Annotated in this window: 20 protein-coding genes; 18 read left to right on the top strand and 2 right to left on the bottom strand. The window is 66.1% G+C overall.

Features of this window, described 5'->3' with window-relative positions; genetic code table 11:
* Positions 1-139: 139 nt before the first annotated feature.
* The 8 genes from EDF57_RS15390 (at position 140) to EDF57_RS15355 (ending at position 8,825) form a co-directional block, all read left to right on the top strand.
* The gene (locus EDF57_RS15390) at positions 140-1,396 is read left to right on the top strand and encodes an MFS transporter (RefSeq protein WP_134094874.1); all 1,257 of its coding nucleotides are present in this window, start codon (positions 140-142) and stop codon (positions 1,394-1,396) included.
* Between the two features lie 124 nt (positions 1,397-1,520).
* Positions 1,521-2,735: an aromatic ring-hydroxylating dioxygenase subunit alpha gene (locus EDF57_RS15385; protein ID WP_132269981.1), complete on the top strand. Its 1,215-nt coding sequence runs from the start codon at positions 1,521-1,523 to the stop codon at positions 2,733-2,735.
* A gap of 227 nt (positions 2,736-2,962) precedes the next feature.
* Positions 2,963-3,448 (top strand): VOC family protein, encoded by a 486-nt coding sequence (locus EDF57_RS15380; protein WP_132269979.1) that lies wholly within the window; start codon positions 2,963-2,965, stop codon positions 3,446-3,448.
* A gap of 126 nt (positions 3,449-3,574) precedes the next feature.
* Positions 3,575-4,357: a 4,5-DOPA dioxygenase extradiol gene (gene ygiD / locus EDF57_RS15375; RefSeq protein WP_134094873.1), complete on the top strand. Its 783-nt coding sequence runs from the start codon at positions 3,575-3,577 to the stop codon at positions 4,355-4,357.
* 44 nt (positions 4,358-4,401) lie between these two features.
* Positions 4,402-5,499: an acetamidase/formamidase family protein gene (locus tag EDF57_RS15370; protein ID WP_134094872.1), complete on the top strand. Its 1,098-nt coding sequence runs from the start codon at positions 4,402-4,404 to the stop codon at positions 5,497-5,499.
* 88 nt (positions 5,500-5,587) lie between these two features.
* On the top strand, positions 5,588-6,400 hold the full coding sequence (locus EDF57_RS15365) for a TauD/TfdA family dioxygenase (protein WP_134094871.1): 813 nt from the start codon (positions 5,588-5,590) through the stop codon (positions 6,398-6,400).
* Between the two features lie 59 nt (positions 6,401-6,459).
* On the top strand, positions 6,460-7,659 hold the full coding sequence (locus EDF57_RS15360) for a serine hydrolase domain-containing protein (RefSeq protein ID WP_134094870.1): 1,200 nt from the start codon (positions 6,460-6,462) through the stop codon (positions 7,657-7,659).
* Between the two features lie 56 nt (positions 7,660-7,715).
* A complete protein-coding gene (locus EDF57_RS15355) occupies positions 7,716-8,825 on the top strand; it encodes an ionic transporter y4hA (protein ID WP_132269972.1) in 1,110 nt (369 codons plus the stop codon).
* A gap of 65 nt (positions 8,826-8,890) precedes the next feature.
* Here EDF57_RS15355 and EDF57_RS15350 read toward each other — a convergent pair whose 3' ends face one another.
* Both EDF57_RS15350 and EDF57_RS15345 read right to left on the bottom strand, forming a co-directional pair.
* Entirely contained in the window at positions 8,891-10,696 is a 1,806-nt protein-coding gene (locus EDF57_RS15350) for an AMP-dependent synthetase/ligase (protein WP_132269970.1), read from the bottom strand.
* A 122-nt stretch (positions 10,697-10,818) separates the two neighbouring features.
* Positions 10,819-11,862: a quinone-dependent dihydroorotate dehydrogenase gene (locus EDF57_RS15345; RefSeq protein WP_134094869.1), complete on the bottom strand. Its 1,044-nt coding sequence runs from the start codon at positions 11,860-11,862 to the stop codon at positions 10,819-10,821.
* Positions 11,863-12,280: 418 nt separating this feature from the next.
* Here EDF57_RS15345 and EDF57_RS15340 point away from each other — a divergent pair, with 418 nt between their 5' ends.
* From EDF57_RS15340 to EDF57_RS15295, 10 genes are all read left to right on the top strand, one after another.
* On the top strand, positions 12,281-12,718 hold the full coding sequence (locus tag EDF57_RS15340; RefSeq protein WP_132269998.1) for an Rrf2 family transcriptional regulator: 438 nt from the start codon (positions 12,281-12,283) through the stop codon (positions 12,716-12,718).
* Positions 12,719-14,272, top strand: a complete 1,554-nt coding sequence (sufB, locus tag EDF57_RS15335; protein WP_243841080.1) for a Fe-S cluster assembly protein SufB — start codon at positions 12,719-12,721, stop codon at positions 14,270-14,272. It begins immediately after the preceding gene.
* Between the two features lie 95 nt (positions 14,273-14,367).
* Positions 14,368-14,778, top strand: a complete 411-nt coding sequence (locus EDF57_RS15330; protein WP_279587444.1) for an endonuclease domain-containing protein — start codon at positions 14,368-14,370, stop codon at positions 14,776-14,778.
* Positions 14,775-15,284 (top strand): DUF559 domain-containing protein, encoded by a 510-nt coding sequence (locus tag EDF57_RS15325; protein ID WP_134094867.1) that lies wholly within the window; start codon positions 14,775-14,777, stop codon positions 15,282-15,284. Before EDF57_RS15330 ends, EDF57_RS15325 begins: the two co-directional genes overlap by 4 nt.
* Positions 15,285-15,286: 2 nt before the next feature.
* Positions 15,287-16,054 carry a Fe-S cluster assembly ATPase SufC gene (gene sufC, locus EDF57_RS15320; protein ID WP_132269965.1) on the top strand — a complete coding sequence of 256 codons (768 nt, stop codon included), beginning with the start codon at positions 15,287-15,289 and terminating at the stop codon, positions 16,052-16,054.
* Complete coding sequence (locus EDF57_RS15315) at positions 16,051-16,788, top strand: SufD family Fe-S cluster assembly protein (protein ID WP_132269964.1); 738 nt, start codon at positions 16,051-16,053, stop codon at positions 16,786-16,788. The genes sufC and EDF57_RS15315 overlap by 4 nt, the downstream gene beginning before the upstream one ends.
* The gene (locus EDF57_RS15310) at positions 16,785-18,017 is read left to right on the top strand and encodes a cysteine desulfurase (protein WP_243841078.1); all 1,233 of its coding nucleotides are present in this window, start codon (positions 16,785-16,787) and stop codon (positions 18,015-18,017) included. Before EDF57_RS15315 ends, EDF57_RS15310 begins: the two co-directional genes overlap by 4 nt.
* Positions 18,014-18,517: an SUF system Fe-S cluster assembly protein gene (locus EDF57_RS15305; RefSeq protein WP_134094866.1), complete on the top strand. Its 504-nt coding sequence runs from the start codon at positions 18,014-18,016 to the stop codon at positions 18,515-18,517. The genes EDF57_RS15310 and EDF57_RS15305 overlap by 4 nt, the downstream gene beginning before the upstream one ends.
* Entirely contained in the window at positions 18,517-19,044 is a 528-nt protein-coding gene (locus EDF57_RS15300; protein WP_134094865.1) for a GNAT family N-acetyltransferase, read from the top strand. Before EDF57_RS15305 ends, EDF57_RS15300 begins: the two co-directional genes overlap by 1 nt.
* A complete protein-coding gene (locus EDF57_RS15295) occupies positions 19,041-19,421 on the top strand; it encodes an iron-sulfur cluster assembly accessory protein (protein WP_134094864.1) in 381 nt (126 codons plus the stop codon). The genes EDF57_RS15300 and EDF57_RS15295 overlap by 4 nt, the downstream gene beginning before the upstream one ends.
* Positions 19,422-19,441 lie beyond the last annotated feature (20 nt).

The raw sequence follows: 19,441 nt of genomic DNA, 5'->3' as shown, positions 1-19,441 counted from the left end.
CTTCCCCGCCGCGGGCCTTGTCCCGGCGTTTCGATCAACTATCTAGGCGCCCGTCATCAAGAGTGTGCAGCCGCAGCATGAGAGCCTGCACCGCGTGTCAGTCCGCGATTCCGTCCGGACGAAGCCCGCAGGAGTAGCAATGCCGCGCAGTGCCCTCGTCCTTTTCGCCGCCTCTCTGGGGTTCTTCTTCGTGACGGCGACGACGTTCACCTCGCTGGGCTACGTCCTCTACACGATGGTCGCGCAGCTCGGCTGGTCGAAGGCGGCCGCCGGCCTCAGCTTCTCGCTGCTGGGCCTCGCCTGCGGCCTCGCGAGCCCTCTGCCGCCATTGCTGATGAAATCCATCGGCACGCGGCTGACGATGTTCGCGGGCTGCCTGGTGCTGGCGGCCGGGTTCTTCATCGCCTCCCAGATCGAGCATCTCACCCTCTTCTTCGTGGCCACCACGCTGATGGGCGTGGGCTTCTCGCTGATCGCCCCCTCCCCCGCCGTCTATCTGCTGGCGACATGGTTCCCCCGCACCTCGGCGCGGATGATCGGCTTCTATTTCATGAGCGGCGCGGCCGGCGGAATCGCCGGGCCGCTGATCGTGGGCGCCATCGTCGGCATGACCGGGGACTGGCGCCTCCACTGGCTGGTCATGGCCGTGAGCGCGCTGGCGCTCGGCCTGATCTGCCTGGTCTGCATCCGCGACGCCGTGAAAGTGGAGAGCGTGGAACAAGTGAAGGGCGCGGGCCACGAACAGGACGCCCCCACCGAGCGGAGCGCCTGGACCGTGCGCCAGGCCCTGACGAGCCGCAGCTTCCTGATCCTGGCGCTGATCATGACGGTGGTGCAGACCGCCGTCACTTCGGCCCACTCGATCCTGGTGGCCCATGTCGCCAACCTCGGCGAGGGCGCGGCGCCCGGCGCGATCGCCATGAGTCTGCTCGCCTTCGCCGGAACCGGCGCCAAGGGCGTGACCGGCGCCTTGTGCGAACGCGTCGATCCGCGCCGCATCCTCATTGCCGGGCTCGCGCTTCAGGCCCTGGCCATGGCGCTGCTCTGGTCCGCCTCGCTGGTACTGGTGGCCACTGCCGCCGCCGCACTGTTCGGGCTGGGCTGGGGCATGGCCTGGCTTTCCGCCCATATCCTGCTGCTGCGCTATTTCGGCGCCGGCATCGCGGGGGACATGACGGCCATGGCCACCACCGCCACGACATTCGCCGTGCTCGGCCCGATCGGCGCCGGACGCATCGCCGACGTGACGGGTGGCTACGGCCTTGCCATCCTGATCTTCGCCCTGCTGCTGGCGGCCGCCACGATCGTCGCCGTGCTGTTCCTGCGCGCACCGGTGCGCCTGCCCGCCGCTGCCGAGCCCGACATCGCCGACGGCGCGCTGCTTCCGGCCGAATAGGCGCCTGCCAAAAGTCCCTGCGCCCAGTGCAAAGCATGGACCGCGCAGGCCCGCTAGTCTGGCCGGGTAGCGGGAGGACGCAGGGCGTTCTCCCCGGTCTCACCGACATGGGGATCAGGCAGGAATGACTCTACTCAACGACCCGTTCTTCGACAGCCTCGGCAGCTCCATCAAGAACACGCTCGAGGCCGACACGCTGCCTCCGGCCTGCTATACCGACGAGGAATTCCACCACTTCGAAAAGGCCGCGCTGTTCGAGCACGAATGGCTCTGCGTCGGCCGCGCCGAATGGCTGGAGCAGCCTGGCGACTTCTTCACGGTGACGCGCGCCGAAGAACCGATCATCGTCACCAAGACCCGCGACGGCAGCGTGAAAGCGCTCTCCGCGGTCTGCCAGCACCGCGCCATGCTGGTGGCGGAAGGGCACGGCAATGCCCGTGCCTTCGTGTGCCCCTATCACCACTGGACCTATGACCTGGACGGCACGCTGGTGGGCGCCCCGGCGATGAACCGGACCTGCAATTTCGACCGGAAAGCGGCGAGCCTGCCCGAGATCCGCCACGAGATCTGGCATGGCTTCGTGTTCATCAACCTCGATCCGGCGGCGGAGCCGCTCACCCCCCGCCTGGCCGGCCTGGAGGCCGTCGTCGCCAACTACGATTTCGCCAGCTTGCGCGGTCCCCGTCCCGAGGAGGCCACCGTGTTTCCGTGGAACTGGAAGGTCATGCTGGAGAACAACAACGACGGCTACCACGCCAGCCGCCTGCACGCGGGGCCGCTGCACGACTTCATCCCGAGCGGGCTGGCCTCGTTTCCCGAGGTGCCCGAGAATTCGGCGGGCTATTACCGGCTCAACGGCACGCTTCACAAGAACGCTGCCTTCAATGCCACGCAGAAGGCGATCTTCCCGGTGTTTCCGAAACTCACCGAAGAAGAGCAGAACCGCCTCCTGTTCGTGAACCTGCCGCCCAGCCTCTCGCTGGTCGTGCTCAACGATACCGTGCTCTACCTCATCATGGACCCGCGCTCGGCCCAGTCGCACGCGCTGACCATCGGCACGCTGATGGTGCCCGAGGCGATGGACGATCCGCTGTTCGAACTGAAGATGAAGATGAACGACACGGCCGTCGAAGAGATCGTCAGCCAGGACTTCCATGTCGACGAACTGGTCCAGCAGGGCCTGCGCTCCAAGTTCGCGCCGCGCGGCCGCTATTCCTGGCAGGAGGGCGCCCAGCGGCTGCTCAACGTCTGGCTGGTCGAACGCTACCGCCGCGAATGGGACCGTCGCCGCGGGCCGCAGAACCCCCTGCCCGCGCCGATCACCCGCCTGCGCGCCTGATACACAGAGTTTTACCGTCACCCATTCCCGACGGTCTGCGGCGTCCGGTCTCGTACCGGGCGCCGCCTTTTCTTGAGCGGCGCGAGGAATCAACGATTCGTGCGCGTCGTGGCGAGCGCCGGTCCAGACACCCGTTACCCCTTGCGAGCCAGCGGCGGCACCGGCCCACGCGGGCCGGTGCCGCCCAAAATCCACCTTCGGCGGATTTTCAAACACAAGGAGCCGCTATGACCAACACCCTCATCTTCGTCGATTTCGCCACTGACGATCCGGCCAGGGCCGGAGAGTTCTACGCCGAAGTCTTCGGCTGGGAGAACGACGCGCGCCCCCACGGCATCTATCACCGCATGGTCCCCGGCGGCTTCTTCCAGAACAAGGACGGCAGCGACAGCCAGATCGGCAATCTCCACCTCGGCGTGTTCGATGCGAACAATGCCCGCCCGCATCCGAATCCCGAAGGCGTGGAGCCGCGCACACTGTCCACCGAGGGCCGCAAGGCGCGCATCTGGGTCCTCATCGGCGACGACGACAGCCCCGAGCGCATCCTTGAAACCGCCGAGAAGCTGGGCGGCAAGGTGCTCTGGCGCAATCACTACTGGAAAGAGTTCAACGGCTACAACCACGCCTTCGCGGACCCCTGGGGCAACGAAATCCTGCTCTGGGGCAAGGCGGGCGAGAATCCGCAGATCCCCGGGGACTACACGCGCGAATAGGAAACGGGCTTCCCCGGCGGCGCGACAAGTTCTTGTGCGCGCCGCCGCAAGACCGCCCGGCCCCCTTCTCCATAGCCTGCGAGCATAGACACCAACCCCAACCCAGTACCGGGAGCCAGACGCACAATGAGCCGCCTTCCCATCGTTTTCTTCGGACATGGCAGCCCGATGGTGGCGCTGGAAAAGAGCCCCGTCACCCGCACCTGGAACCAGATCGCGAGCAGCATCGGCAAACCGCGCGCGATCCTGTGCATCTCGGCCCATTGGCAGACGCGCGGCACCGCCGTCACCGCCATGGCCCAGCCGCGCACGATCCATGACTTCGGCGCCTTCCCGCAGGCCCTGTTCGACGTGCAGTACCCCGCCCCCGGCGACCCGGAGCTGGCGGCACGCGTGCGCGAACTGCTCAGCCCCATGCCGGTGAACCTGGATGCCAACTGGGGCCTGGACCACGGCACCTGGTCGGTGCTCGTCCATGCCTATCCCGAGGCGGACGTGCCGGTGATCCAGCTCGGCATGGACCTTGGCAAGAGCGCGGCCGAGCACTGGCTGGTCGGCCGCATGCTGCGCCCGCTGCGCGACGAGGGCGTACTGATCATGGGCACCGGCAATATCGTCCACAACCTGCCCGCCATGGACTGGGCCAACCCCGCCGCCGCCCCCTACCCCTGGGCCGAGCAGTTCAACGCCGCGATGTGCAAGGCCATCGCCTCGGACGATCCGCAGACCGTGATCGACTACGCGGCGCTGGGCGATGCCGCCCGGCTCTCAGTGCCCAGTTCCGACCATTTCCTGCCGCTGCTCTACGTCCTGGGCGCCCGCCATGAGGACGAAGCGGCGACGTTCGAGCCCGATTTCATCCAGCACAAGTCGCTCAGCATGACGAGCGTGCGGATCGGCGCCGCGTAAAGCCGCACGCGCCCTGACATCTTTCCTTCCCAACAGGAGTTCCGATGGCACTGATCAGCCTTAAGCCCGAGCCCGCCAGGGAGACCGCGCTCCAGCCGTCGGCCCTGCACCATCTTCGGGCCACGCCGGAAACGGTGCACTGGGGCTACTTCTCGCCCGAGATCAAACCGGCGCTCTATGTGAAAAGCGGCGACCTGATCCAGGCGCAGGCCGTCACGCACCATGCCGGCGACGATCCGGAACTAATGTTCGACGACGACATCCGCCGCATCTTCACCGAAATCGACCCCGCCACCCGCGCGCCGGGCTGCCACATCATGACCGGCCCGATCTTCGTCGAGGGCGCGGAGCCCGGCGACATGCTGGAAGTGCGCTACATGGCGATGCGGCCGCGCTTCAACTACGGCTCGAACCTCGCGGCCAACTGGGGCCATCTCTACCAGGAATTCGGCGAGACCGAGCGCGTCACGATCTACAAGATCGACCCCAACGCCAATACCGCCAGCGCGCTCTACGCCTATGACGTGGACGAGAAATACGTGGTCCCCGGCCGCATCACCCATTGCCCGGAATGCGATCGTTCGACCGCGCTGCCCGGCATCACCATCCCGGCCCGCCCGCACCTGGGCACGGCGGGTGTCGCGCCGGCCGTCAACGAGGCAGTCAGCACGATTCCCCCCGGCCTCCACGGCGGCAATATCGACAACTGGCGCATCGGCGCGGGCGCGACGATGTACTACCCGGTGCAGGTCAAGGGCGGCCTGTTCTCGATCGGCGACCCCCATATCAGCCAGGGCGACGGCGAGATCAGCGGCACGGCCATCGAAGCCTCGCTCGACGTGCTGTTCCAGATCGTGCTGCGCAAGGACTTCTCGTTCCCCTCGCCGCTGCTGGAGACGCCCGATTGCTGGATCGTCCACGGCTTCGGCGAGAATCTCGACAAGGCGATGAAGTCGGCCTCGATCGACATGCTCCACCTCCTCACCGAGCATCAGGGCCTTTCCCGCAACGACGGCTATTCGCTGATGAGCGTCGCCGCCGACTTCGGGGTGACTCAGGTCGTGGACGGCACCCAGGGCATCCACTGCCGCATCGAACGCCGCATCTTCCCCGAGAAGGGCAGCGTCCGAGATCCTGAATAGGAACGGCCCAATAACAACGAACGCACCGGATGCGAGAGCCCTCACTCCGCATCCGGTGCGTGCCCACGAAGAAAACCGGAGCCCGACAATGGGTTATGAACTGATCGACGTCCGCCCCATGACCAAGCGCATCGGCGCGGAGATCTTCGGGATCGATTTGCGCCAGCCGCTCGGCAACCAGGCTTTCACCGAGATTCACGAGGCGCTGATGAAGCACCAGGTGGTGTTCTTCCGCGATCAGGACATCGATCACGAAGCCCACAAGGCTCTCGGCCGCGCCTTCGGCCAACTGGCGATCCATTCCGGCGTCGCCGGGCTTCCCGACCATCCCGAAGTCGTGGCCATCCATGCCGACGAGAATTCGAAGTTCGTCGCGGGCGAGAACTGGCATTCGGACCTTTCGGCCGACGCCGAGCCGCCGATGGGCTCGATCCTCCATATCCACACCCTGCCCGAGGACGGCGGCGACACCCTGTTCGCCAGCATGTACGCCGCTTACGACGCGCTGTCCCCGGCGATGAAGGCCTTCCTCGATCCGCTGACCGCCGTTCACGACGCCAATCCCGTCTACAAGGCGATCTTCCCGGATTCGACCAAGACCTACCCCTGCAATTCGCACCCGGTGATCCGCACCCATCCGGTGACGGGCCGCAAGCTGCTCTTCGTGAACTCCTCCTACACGACGAAGATCAACGAACTGTCAGGCACCGAGAGCAAGGCCGTGCTCGATTTCCTGTTCGAGCACGTCAAGGACGCCAATTTCCACGTCCGCTTCCGCTGGCGGAAGAACTCGGTGGCCTTCTGGGACAACCGCTGCACGCAGCACTTCGCGGTGTGGGACTACTTCCCCGAAGTCCGCTCCGGCTTCCGCGTGACCGTGGCCGGCGACCGGCCATTCTGACCCTTCGCGCCGGCCTGCGCCTGCTGCTCGCAGCATCAGCGCTGAGCTGCACAGCGCCGATGCTGGCCGATTCTCCGGCGGAAAGGCTGAAAGGCGAACTCGGCGCCATGGTCGCGGCGGGAGAATTGCCGCAGGCGCTGGTGCTGATCGAGCAGCATGGCACGCCGCTGGTGGAAATCGCCATCGGGCATGCCGACATCGAGACCGGCACGCCGATCGCCCGTGACGCGATCTTCCGGCTCTATTCGATGTCGAAGCCGATCACCTCCGCCGGCGTCCTGATGCTTGCCGAAAGAGGCAAGCTCGCGCTGACCGACCCTATCGGCAAGTACCTCCCGGCAATGGCGGACCTGCGGGTCTGGGACGGAAATAGCCACAGCCCGGCCGAAAACGTGGCCGCGGCCCGCCCGGTCACGATCGAGGACCTGCTGCTCCACCGCTCGGGCCTGACCTACGAGTTCATGGGCGATACTCCGGTCCAGCGCTGGTACCGCGAAAACGGCGTCAGCCGCACCACGGCGGTGGCCAGTGCCGAGCCGCAGGTTCCGCCTGCCGCCACGCTGGATGCACTGATTGCCCGCCTCGGCAAGGCGCCGCTGCTACACCAGCCGGGAGAGCGCTTCAGCTACGGATTTTCAACTACGGTGCTCGGCGCGGTGATCGAGCGCGTGTCGGGCGAGAGTCTCGATGCCTTCCTCCAGTCGCAGATCTTCGGCCCTCTGGAGATGAAGGACACCACGTTCGTGGTGAGCGACGCGCAGGCCCCGCGCCTTGTCACCGGCTATATCGCCAGTGCCGAGGGCCTGAGGCCGGTGGACCGCCAGGAAACCTCGGAATACCGCGACCCCACTCGATTGCGCGACGGCGGAGGCGCCTTGGCGGGAACGCTGGAGGACTATCGCCATTTCGCGGAGATGCTGGCCAACCGCGGCACCTGGCGGGGCCGGCGCCTGCTGAGGCCGGAAACCGTCGACGCCATGTTCACCCCGCGCCTGCGCACCGGTGGCGGAGAGCATCTCGATGCGGGTTTCGGCCTGGGACTGGCCATCGGCGATGCCGGGACCGAGGCCCGGGGCGGGCTGCCGGTCGGCGCCGGAAGCTGGTCGGGCTCGGCCAATACCTACTTTTTCGTGGACCCCGCGCACGCCGTGGTGGCCGTTCTCATGACCAACGAACTCACCCCCGGCACATTCGAGGCGCGGACCTGGAAGCTGCGCGAGGCGCTGGACCGGGCGACACTGGCGGTCGTGCAGCGCTAGGCGGCCATCTTGCGGCGAAACTGGCCCTCGGGCCGAATTCGCCTATAGTGCCGGACATGAGCGACACGTCCCCAGCCGCCGCCGCGAAGCCCGCGACATTCCCCTGTTTCGGCCTTTCGCCCTGGGCCATCGCCGTCCCCCTGATCGCCATCGCCGCCATCGCGCTGGGCAAGCCTTCGGGCATCCCGATGGCCGTCGTGCTGGCGCTTGTGCTCGGCGGAGCGATCATGTCGGCGGTCTACCATGCCGAAGTGATCGCGCACCGCGTGGGCGAGCCGTTCGGCACGCTGATCCTGGCCTTCGCCGTCACCGTGATCGAAACCTCGCTGATCGTCTCGATCATGCTGAGCGACGGCAACGGCACCCAGACCCTGGCGCGCGACACGGTTTTTGCCGCCGTGATGATCACCATCAACGGCATCGTCGGCGTCTGCCTGCTGCTGGGCGGGGGGCGTCATCACGAACAAGGCTATACGCAATCGGGCGTCAATCACGGGTTGGCGATCCTGGCGACCCTCTCAGTGCTGACGCTGGTGATGCCGAACTACACCACGAGCGAGGCCGGGCCCTTCTACAACGCCAACCAGCTGATCTTCGTCGCCGCGGATTCGCTGATCCTCTATGCGACGTTCGTGGTGGCCCAGACCATCCGTCACCGGGACCATTTCCTCTATCCCGAGGAGAGCGACGGCACGCATGAGAAGGTTCCGGCGGTCAAGGCCATCGCCGCGGGCGTCATGCTGCCGGTGGCGCTGATACCCGTGGTCCTGCTGGCCAAGGCGCTCTCGCCCTCGATCGAGGCCGGCGTTGCCGCCATGGGCGCGCCGCATGCCATGGTCGGCATCATCATTGCTGCGCTGGTGCTGGCGCCGGAGAGCCTCGCCGCGCTGTCGGCGGCGCGCGCGAACCGGGTGCAGACCAGCCTCAATCTCGCGATCGGCTCCGCGCTGGCCACCATCGGCCTGACGATCCCCGCCGTCGCCATCGCCTCCATGGCCATGGGGCTGGACCTTGAACTGGGCCTCTCGTTCAAGTCGATCGCCCTGCTCGGCCTGACGCTGCTGGTGGCGACGATGACGCTGAGCACCGGGCGGACCACGCTCGTCCAGGGCATGGTCCATCTGGTGATCTTCTCGACCTACCTCTTCACCACGCTGGTGCCGTGACGATCATTTCTGCCAGGCGGCAGGTGGCGTAAAGGGCCACCCGGCCCCTACCCCGGTTTGCGGCCTCAGTTGCGGTAGAGCGCGTCCATCCGCTCGCCATAACGCTCCTTGAGCTTGTGGCGGCGGATCTTGAGGCTGGGGGTCATTTCCTCGTTCTCGATCCCGAAGGGTTCGTCCGCGAACGTGAACTGGCGGACTTTCTCGATCACCGAAAGGTCGGTGTTGACGCGGTCTATCGCCGCGCGGATCTCCGCCCGGAACGCCGGGAGACCCTGCAGCGCCTTGAAGTCGAATTTCTCGCCGTTGGCCTTGGCCCATTCCAGCGCCCAGTCGGCATCGGGGACGATCAGGCCGACGATGTAGGGGCGGCGGTCGCCGTGGACCATGGCCTGCGCGATCTCGGGCTGCAGCGTCAGCATCGACTCCACCTTCTGCGGAGAGACGTTGTCGCCCTTGTCGTTGACGATCATGTCTTTTTTGCGGTCGGTGATCATGATCCGCCCGCGGCTGTCGATATGGCCGATGTCGCCGGTATGGAGCCAGCCGTCCCGAAGCACGGCATCGGTGGCGGCAGCGTTCTGCCAGTACCCCTGCATCACCAGCTCGCCGCGCACGAGGATTTCGCCGTCCTCGGCAATCCGCACCTCGACATTGCGAAGCGGCGGCCCGACGGTGTCGTGCTTGATCCCGGCGGCGGGACGGTTGCAGCTGATCACCGGCCCGGCCTCGGTCTGGCCATAGCCCTGCAGCAGCGTCAGCCCCATCGCGTCGAAGAAGGCGCCGATCTCGGGATTGAGCGGCGCGCCGCCCGAAACCAGCGCCTTGATGCGGCCGCCGAACTTGGCGCGCACCTTGGGCCGCAGCGTCCGTTCGATCACCATGTCGAGCGGATAGTCCAGCAGACGGCGACGGCCGGCCTGCTCCCGCCCGGCAATGCCCAGCGCCATTTCCATCAGGCGCGCGGGAACGGCGCCCTGCTTCTCGATCTGCTTCATGATGCGCGTGCGCAGCACTTCGAAGAGGCGCGGGACGACCACCATGATCGTCGGGCGCACTTCCTCGATATTGGAGGCCAGTTTGTCGAGGCCCTCGGAATAGTAGATCTGCCCGCCCATGGCGATCGGCAGGTACTGCCCGCCGGTATGTTCGTAGGCATGGCTGAGCGGGAGGAACGAGAGGAATATCTCTCCTTCGTCGCAGCCGAAATCGTCGAAGATGATCTGCGCGCAGCCGGCGACGTTGGTCAGGATCATGCCGTGGTGCTGGCGAACGCCGCGCGGCGCACCGCCGGTGCCGCTGGTATAGATGATGCAGGCAAGGTCGCGGCGGCGGAAGTCGGCCACCCGGCTGTCGATTTCGGCGCGCGCGCGAAGGGCGTCGCCTTCGAGCAGGCCCGCCCAGTCATGGACCTCGTAGGCGCCGCCCTGCATCTGCGGCAGTGCTTCCATGCCGATGACATGGCGGCACAAGTCCGTCTGGACGATAGCCGGAAGCAGCGCCTTGCCCAGCTTGGCCGTGGAGACGATCGCCGCGCGCGCGCCGGAATTCTCCAGTATATGAATGTGATCGCGCGTGGTGTTGGTGGTGTAGGCCGGCACGGTGACGCAGCCCGCCGCCATCACGGCCAGGTCCGCGATGCACCATTCGGGCCGATTTTCCGACACGATCAGCACGCGGTCCCCGGCCTGCAAGCCCATGCGCCGGAGCGAGGCAGCCATCAGCGAGACGCGGCGCGCCACCTCGGCCCAGCTCGTGGACAGCCATCGGCCGTCCTGCTTGGACCAGAGCATGGGCGAATCGCCCAATCGGTCTGCTCGCTTGAGGAACAGCGATACCAGGTTGGTGCACTTGTCGAAGTCACCAAGATCCATGCCGAGCCCCGTCCTCTCTATTCACGCGGAATTGTCCGTTCCGATCAACGTCTAGGCGCGTGGAGTGGTTGCGACAAGCAGAGCCGCATCCGTACTTGCACCCATATAGGTGGCTTTTGACGCTATTCGGACCCTACGGCATCCGCGATCGTGGCGAAGCCGTCGCGCTTCATCAGCGCTTCCAGCCCCTTGCAGAGCGCCCTTGCCATGCCCGGCCCCTCATAGACCATGGCGCTGTAGACCTGCACCAGGCTGGCGCCCGCGCGAATGCGGGCCCAGGCGTCTTCCGCCGTGGCGATGCCGCCCACGCCGACCAGCGGCACGGCGCCGCCCGTGGCCTTGCGGAAGTCCCGCAGGCGCTGCTGGGCCAGATCGCGCAGCGGCGCGCCCGAAAGCCCCCCCGTCTCGCCGCGGTGGGACGAGTGCAGGGTCGGCCGCGAAATCGTGGTGTTGGAGACGATCAGCGCGCCCAGGCGCTTGTCGACGGCGATGCGGGCAATCGCGTCGATATCGGCCGGTTCGAGGTCCGGCGCGACTTTGAGGAAGACCGGCGGGCCATCTTCGCCGCAGACCTCGGCGCGGGCTTCCAGCACGGCATCGAGCAGCCCGGTCAGCGCCGATTCGTCCTGGAGCGCGCGCAGCCCGGGCGTGTTCGGGCTGGAGATGTTCACGGCCAGATACGTCGCCAGCGGGGCCATGAGTCGGGCCATCGTCGCATAGTCGGCGATGCGGTCGGTCGCGTCCTTGTTGGCGCCGATGTTGATGCCGACGACGCCGGGACGATCCCGGCGCGCCGTCAGGCCTTCCAGCGCCACTTGCGCGCCGCGGTTGTTGAAGCCCATGCGGTTGATCACCGCGCGGTCCTCCACCAGGCGGAACAGGCGCGGCTTGGGATTGCCCGCCTGCGGCAGCGGCGTAATGGAGCCGACTTCCGCGAAACCGAAGCCCAGGCCCAGCAGCGCGTCAGGCACTTCGCCGTCCTTGTCGAAGCCGGCCGCCATGCCAACGGGGTTGGGGAAAGCGATTCCCGCGACTTGCGTGGAGAGCGAGGCGGGGAATGCCGGCGCGCGAGTCTTGCCCACCATTTTCAGCGCCTTGAGCGCAAGGCCATGCGCCGATTCGGCGTCGAGACGGAACAGGGCGGGTCTGATCAGGGAGTAAAGCACGGGTGCCGCATAAACGGCTCGGCGCTGTTGCTCAAATGCTTCTTATCCTGCGTGACGTTCGCAAAATCGGTTTTCCGGCGTCACCGCCAGAGCACGCATGTCGCAATTATACAATAAATCGCCGAGGGCCCGGCATACAGGAGAGTTGCGACCCGAAGGGCTCGTAGCGGGATGCGCACGAGTTCTTTATTACCTTACGGCGGTTCCCGATCCTGATCGGGGACCGCCTTTTTTCTTTGGATTTCCCCATCCGCCGGCGCGAACTCTCTCCAAAAGCGAGAAATTTGCAACACCCCGATCGCTTTTGTCGCACAAATCCTGTGCGAAACTCCATTGAAACCGGAGGGGTCCTGCACTAGGTGGCACAAATCGGAAAGATTTGATCCACTTTAACCGCAGAGACGTGAAAGCCGCAGATATGCGCCTGTCCAGCATGGCCGACTACGCCGTTGTCATCATGTCCGCCGCGACTCGGCATTCGGGCACTTGTGCGCATCACCCCCAGGATTCGCGGATGAGCCGCATCTCGGCAGGCCAGCTTGCCGAAGACACCGGCCTTCCTGCTCCCACCGTTCAGAAGCTGGTGAGCAAACTGACCGCTGCGGGGTTGCTGCAATCGACCCGCGGCGTTGGCGGCGGGCTGAAACTGGCCCGCGCACCCGAAACGATTTCGATTGCGGATATCGTGGAGGCAGTGGAAGGGCCGATCGCGCTCACCGCCTGCCTCGAACAGGGCAAGCACGAATGTACGCTGGAAGGCGGATGCAGCGTGCGCCCGCACTGGCCGCAAGTGAATGCGGCACTGCGCGGCGCATTGGCGCAAGTGGTCCTGACCCAGCTCGTCGAGGAAGTATGAATGACTGACGAAACCTCCCCCGAGGGCACCATCGAGGTGCGCGAAGTCCATGGGGACAACCGCCGCGATGGCGAGGCCCGCGACGTAGAAGTGCGCGATCAGGCCGCGCGCGAGGCTGCGGCCCGCGTGGCCGATTACGAGCACGGCTGGGTTGCCGACATCGAGCAGGAATATGGCCCCAAGGGCCTGTCCGAGGATACCATCCGTTTCATCTCGGCCAAGAAGGACGAGCCGGAGTGGATGCTCGACTGGCGCCTGAAGGCCTATGCCCGCTGGCTGGAGATGACTCCGCCGGACTGGGCCAAGCTGAACGTGCCGCCGATCGACTACCAGGAAGCCTACTACTGGGCCGCGCCCAAGAAGAAGCCTTCGCTCTCCAGCCTGGACGAAGTCGATCCCGAGATCCTCAAGGTCTACGAGAAGCTGGGCATTCCGCTGGAGGAGCAGAAAGTGCTCGCCGGCGTCGAAGGCGCGCGCAAGGTGGCCGTGGACGCAGTGTTCGATTCGGTTTCCGTCGCCACCACCTTCCGCAAGGAACTGGAGCAGGCGGGCGTGATCTTCCGCTCGATCTCCGAAGCGATCCGCGAATATCCGGAACTGGTGAAGAAGTGGCTCGGCCGCGTCGTTCCCGTGCAGGACAACTACTTCGCGGCGCTGAACTGCGCGGTCTTTTCCGACGGCACCTTCGTCTACATCCCCGAAGGCGTGCGCTGCCCGATGGAGCTGAGCACCTATTTCCGCATCAACGCGGAAAACACCGGCCAGTTCGAACGGACCCTGATCATCGCCGAGAAGGGCAGCTACGTGTCCTACCTCGAAGGCTGCACCGCGCCGATGCGCGATGAAAACCAGCTTCACGCGGCGGTGGTGGAACTGGTCGCGCTGGAAGATGCCGAGATCAAGTACTCGACCGTGCAGAACTGGTACCCCGGCAATGCCGAGGGCAAAGGCGGCATCTACAATTTCGTGACCAAGCGCGGCCTCTGCCAAGGCGCCCGCTCCAAGATCTCGTGGACGCAGGTGGAAACCGGCTCCGCCATCACCTGGAAGTACCCCAGCTGCGTCCTCAATGGCGAGGATTCGGTGGGCGAATTCTACTCGGTGGCCGTCACCAACAATTACCAGCAGGCCGATACCGGCACCAAGATGATCCACAACGGCAAGGGCAGCCGCTCGACGATCATCTCCAAGGGCATCTCGGCCGGCAAGAGCAACAACACCTATCGCGGCCTCGTGCGCGTGGCCGCCAATGCCGAGGGCGTGCGCAACTTCACCCAGTGCGATTCGCTGCTGCTGGGCAAGGAATGCGGCGCCCACACCGTGCCCTATATCGAAGTGCGCAATCCCAGCGCCCAGATCGAGCATGAGGCGACCACCAGCAAGATCAGCGACGACCAGCTGTTCTACGCCATGCAGCGCGGGCTCGATACCGAGCAGGCGGTGGCGCTGATCGTCAACGGCTTCGCCAAGGAAGTGCTCCAGCAACTGCCGATGGAGTTCGCAGTCGAAGCGCAGAAGCTGCTGGGCATCAGCCTGGAAGGTTCGGTGGGTTGATGTTGACGCCTAGCGATACAGCAAGGCGCATCAACTCCCCTCTCCTTCAGGGGAGGGGCCGGGGGTGGGGGCTATCCGTCACCCGCAACGCCGAGATCGCACAATTCGCCCGCGAAATGCGCAATGCGCCGACCGAACCGGAAAAGCGCCTATGGCGCGCCCTGTCGCGCTCGCAGCTAGACGGCTTCAAGTTCCGTCGGCAGGCGCCAATCGGCCCATTCATCGCGGATTTTCTTTGCCCACAGAAAGCGCTGGTCGTGGAAGTCGACGGCGAGACGCACGATTCCGAATGCGACCGCAAGCGTGACGCGGCGCTCCCCGGGATGGGGTTCGCCACCATCCACGTCACCAACACCGAGGTGATGCGCAATATGGAAGGGGTTCTGACCGTGGTCCTGAATGCTCTGCACGAAGCGTCGGATCGTTGGGCTACCCCCCACCCCAACCCCTCCCCTGAAGAGGAGGGGCTTTCTGGTACTTCTTTCATCCAAGGACTTAATCCATGACCGCCGCCCGCAAGACCCTTGGCATCAGCAAGGACGCCGCGCCCAAGGCCGACGCCAAGGCCAGCTTCAATGTGACCGGCGCACGCCTGGAAACGCTCAAGGAGCGGGCCAAGGAACAGCGCCGCAATCCCAGCGAGGCGCAGAAGGCGCTCTGGGCAGAGCTGGCCGGCTCGAAGCTGGGCGGCGTGAAGTTCATCCGCCAGTCGGTGGTCGGCTCGGCCATCGTCGACTTCGCCTGCCCTTCGCGCTGGATCGTCGTGCAGCTCAGCGCCGACGATTCCAACCCGGACGTCAACGAATTGCAGGACCGCAAGCTCACCGAAGTGGGCATCCGCGTGCTGCGCTTCTCGGAGGACGAAGTGCTGGACCGCGTGGACAGCGTCGTTCGCGAGATCACCACCGAACTCAACGTGCCTTTCGACAAGCGCTCCGCGCGCCGGAAGGCCGGAACCACTGCCACTCCCCGTTTTGACGAGGGCCGCTTCGATGAGGGCTCCGAAGGATGACCATGCTCAAGATCGATAACCTTCAGGCCAATGTTGCCGGAGCCAACGTAAACCGGCCGATCCTCAAGGGTCTCTCGCTGACGATCAATCCAGGCGAGATTCACGCGATCATGGGCCCGAACGGCGCGGGCAAGTCGACCCTGGGCTACACGCTCGGCGGCCGTCCCGGCTATGAAGTGACCGGCGGTTCGGTGGACTTCCTGGGGCAGGACCTGCTTGAACTGGAACCGCACGAGCGCGCCGCCGCCGGCCTGTTCCTGGGCTTCCAGTACCCGGTCGAGATCCCCGGCGTGTCCTTCGTCCAGTTCCTGCGCGAATCCGCCAATGCCCAGCGCAAGAGCCGCGGCGAGGAAGTGCTTTCGGGCGGCGAGTTCCTGAAGCTGGCACGCGAAAAGGCGGGCCTGCTGCGCATGGACATGGACATGCTGAAGCGCCCGGTGAACGTGGGCTTCTCCGGCGGCGAGAAGAAGCGCGCCGAGATGGTGCAGATGGGCATCCTCGACCCGCGCCTGGCCATCCTGGACGAGACCGACTCCGGCCTCGACATCGACGCCCTGCGCATCTGCGGCGAAGGCATCAATGCGATCATGCGCGCGCCCGACAAGGCCGTGCTGCTCATCACCCACTACCAGCGCCTGCTGGACTACGTGAAGCCGGACTTCGTCCACGTCCTGGCCGACGGTCGCATCGTCAAGACCGGCGGCGCGGACCTCGCGCTGCGGCTTGAGGAAGAAGGCTACGAAGCCGTGGTGCAAGAGGCGGCCGCATGAGCGAAGTCGCTGCTCTCCCGACGCGGAAGCACGAAGACTTCCGCTATTCCGACATCGACGCGCTGGCCGGCGTCTGGCCGATCGCGCGCGAGAGCATCGTCGTGGCGGACGGCGCCGAGGATTCGCTCCAGATCGTCGAGGACGGCGCAGAAGCCGTCGCCCGGCACCTGGTGATCTCGCTGGGCAAAGGTGCGAAGTTCGATCTTCGCGTGCTTTCGGCCGGGCCGGTCTATGGCCGCATCGCCGTCGACGTGCGGCTGGCCGAAGGCGCGGACTTCACTCTGGGCGCGGCGCAGCTTGCCACCGGCAGCGAGACGCTGGAAGTGGTCACCGAAGTCACGCACGCCGGGCTGAACGCCACGTCCAGCCAGATCGTGCGGACGGCGCTGGCCGGCCATTCCGTCGGCACTTACCTCGGCCGCATCGCCGTGGAGCGCGGGGCCGACGGCACCGATGCCGAACAGTCGGTCCGCGCCATGCTGCTGGACCGCACGGCCACCGCCAATGCCCGGCCGGAGCTGGAAATCTACGCCGACGACGTCAAGGCGGCGCATGGCTGCGCGGTGGGCGAACTCGACGCCGGGGGCCTGTTCTACCTGATGAGCCGCGGCCTTACCCCGCCCGAAGCGAAGCGGCTGATGCTCCAGGCCTTCATCGCCGAAGCCTTCACCGGCGCCCCCGGCGAGGCGGAACTGAGCGCGGCGGCCATCGCCCGGCTGGAGCAGATCCTGTGAGCGATCTCGTGCGCGAAGCCGGAGACGTGCTGGCCGTGAAGGGCGAATTCCCGGGGCTGGCCTCGGCGGATGGCGACGCCGACTGGCACTATCTCGACACTGCCGCCACCGCGCAGAAGCCGCAGGCGGTGATCGACGCCACGGTCAATGCGCTGGGCCGCGACTACGCGACCGTGCATCGCGGCGTCTATGCCCGCTCGGCCGAGATGACCCTGGCCTTCGAGGCCGCCCGCCGCACCGTCGCGGAATTTCTCGGCGGCCGGGAGGACGAGATCGTCTTCACCCGCGGCGCCACCGAGGCGATCAACCTGGTGGCCCAGACATGGGGCGTGCAGAACCTCAAGGCGGGGGACCGCATCCTCGTCTCCGTGCTCGAACACCACTCCAACATCGTGCCGTGGCAGCTTCTGCGCGACCGTACCGGCGTGGAAATCGACGTCTGCCCGCTGACCGCCGACGGCAGCATCGATCTCGAAGCCGCCGAACGCATCCTGACGCCGGCTCACAAGCTGGTGGCCTTCGCGCATGTTTCCAACGTGCTCGGCTCGGTGCTTCACGTGGAACATGCCGCGCGCCTGGCCCATGCCGTGGGCGCGAAGCTGCTGGTCGACGGCTGCCAGGCCGCCCCGCGCATCGCACTCGACATGAAGGCGATGCAGGCGGACTTCTACGTCTTTTCGGCCCACAAGCTCTATGGTCCCACCGGGATCGGCGCGCTCTGGGCGCGCAAGGACATCCTCGACGGCATGCCCCCGTGGCAGGGCGGCGGGTCGATGATCGACCGCGTGACCTTCGAGAAGACCACTTACGCCCCCGCGCCGCAGCGCTTCGAGGCCGGCACCCCGATGATCGTCGAGGCCATCGGCCTGGCGGCCGCCATCGACTGGCTCCGCGCCTTCGGTCTGGACCGGGCGGAAGCCCACGAACGCCACCTCGCCGCCAAGCTGCGCGAGGAACTCGGCAAGCGCAACGACGTCACCCTGTTCGGCCCGGCCGATTCGGTGGGCATCGTCAGTTTTGCGCTCGACGGGGTGCATCCGCACGACCTCGGCACCATATTGGACGAAGAGGGCGTTGCGATCCGGGCCGGCCATCACTGCGCACAGCCGCTGATGGACCACCTGGGCGTACCCGCCACGGCCCGCGCAAGCTTCGGCCTCTACAGTGACGACAGCGACATCGAGGCGCTCATGAAGGGTATCGAGCGCACCCGGAGAATTTTTGGATGAGTGACGACACTTCCGCTTCTGGCCCCGGCTTCACCGTCGAGGAAGTCGATTCGGTGACCCCCGCGCCGCGTGCGCGCGTGGAGGATGCGCCCGATCAACTGGTTCCTGGCGAACAGGGCGCTCCCGAGCGCCGGCGCGACTATCTGGACGGTTTCCTTGCCGAAAAGCCGCAGGGCATCGACCCCAGCCAGCCCGGCGGCGCGATCTACGACGGCGTCATCGATGCGCTGAAGGAAATCTTCGACCCGGAAATCCCGGTGAACATCTACGATCTCGGCCTGATCTACGGCGTCGACGTCTCGCCCGAATCCTCGGTCGCGGTGACGATGACGCTGACCACCCCGCATTGCCCGGTGGCCGAATCGATGCCCGGCGAAGTGGAGATGCGCGTGGCCGCCGTGCCCGGCGTGCGCGATGCAGAGGTCAATCTCGTCTGGGATCCGCCGTGGGACATGGCCAAGATGTCGGATGAGGCGAAGCTCGAACTGGGCATGCTCTGATGAGCTCGCCTGCCCCCACCGTCACCGTGCGTCCTGTTTCTGTCAGGCTGGCCGATTATGCCGACGCGGCCGATGCCGCGCGCGTGGTCACGCTGCTCGACAGTTATGCGCGCGATCCGATGGGTGGGGGCAAGCCGCTTTCCGAAGACGTGCGCGCGCGGCTGGTCTCCGGCCTTGCCGCCCATCCCGGCGCGTTCTCGCTACTCGCCTTCGAGAGTGACGAGGGAGCCGAAGGCCGGCCGCTGGGCCTTGCCAACTGCATCACCGGCTTCTCGACGTTCGCGGCCCGGCCGCTGGTGAACATCCATGACATGGCCGTGCTGCCCGAAGCGCGCGGCAAGGGTGTGGGACGCGCGCTGATGCTGGCCGTCGAGGAAGAGGCCCGCGCCCGCGGCGCCTGCAAGATCACTCTCGAAGTGCTGAGCGGCAATGCGACCGCCAAGGGCCTCTACGCCTCGCTCGGCTACGGAGACTACGCGCTGGACCCGGAAGCGGGCACGGCGCTGTTCTGGGACAAGAAGCTATGACCACGACCACTTCTGCGAATCCTGGCGTAAAGCCGGCGCGCCAGCGCCCGGCCGCCGTGATCCTCACCGCCAATGCCGAAGCCCGCATCGCCAGGCTGATGAGCGAGGCGCCGGAAGGCACGATCGGCGTGCGTCTTTCCACCCCGCGCCGCGGTTGTTCGGGCCTGGCCTATTCGGTCGACTACGTCAGCGAGGAAAAGCCCTTCGACGAGAAGATCGAGACGCCCGGCGGCATCTTCTACATCGACGGTGCCTCGGTGCTCTACCTGATCGGCTCGATCATGGACTGGAAGGAAGACGACTTCACCGCCGGTTTCGTCTTCGAGAATCCCAATGCCAAGGGTTCCTGCGGCTGCGGTGAGAGCTTCACGGTCTGAAGCCCCGCTTCCGGGAGCGC

Origin of the sequence: Novosphingobium sp. PhB55 (assembly GCF_004368805.1) — a bacterium.
GTDB lineage: Bacteria > Pseudomonadota > Alphaproteobacteria > Sphingomonadales > Sphingomonadaceae > Novosphingobium.
This window is presented reverse-complemented; position numbering and strand designations above follow the sequence as displayed.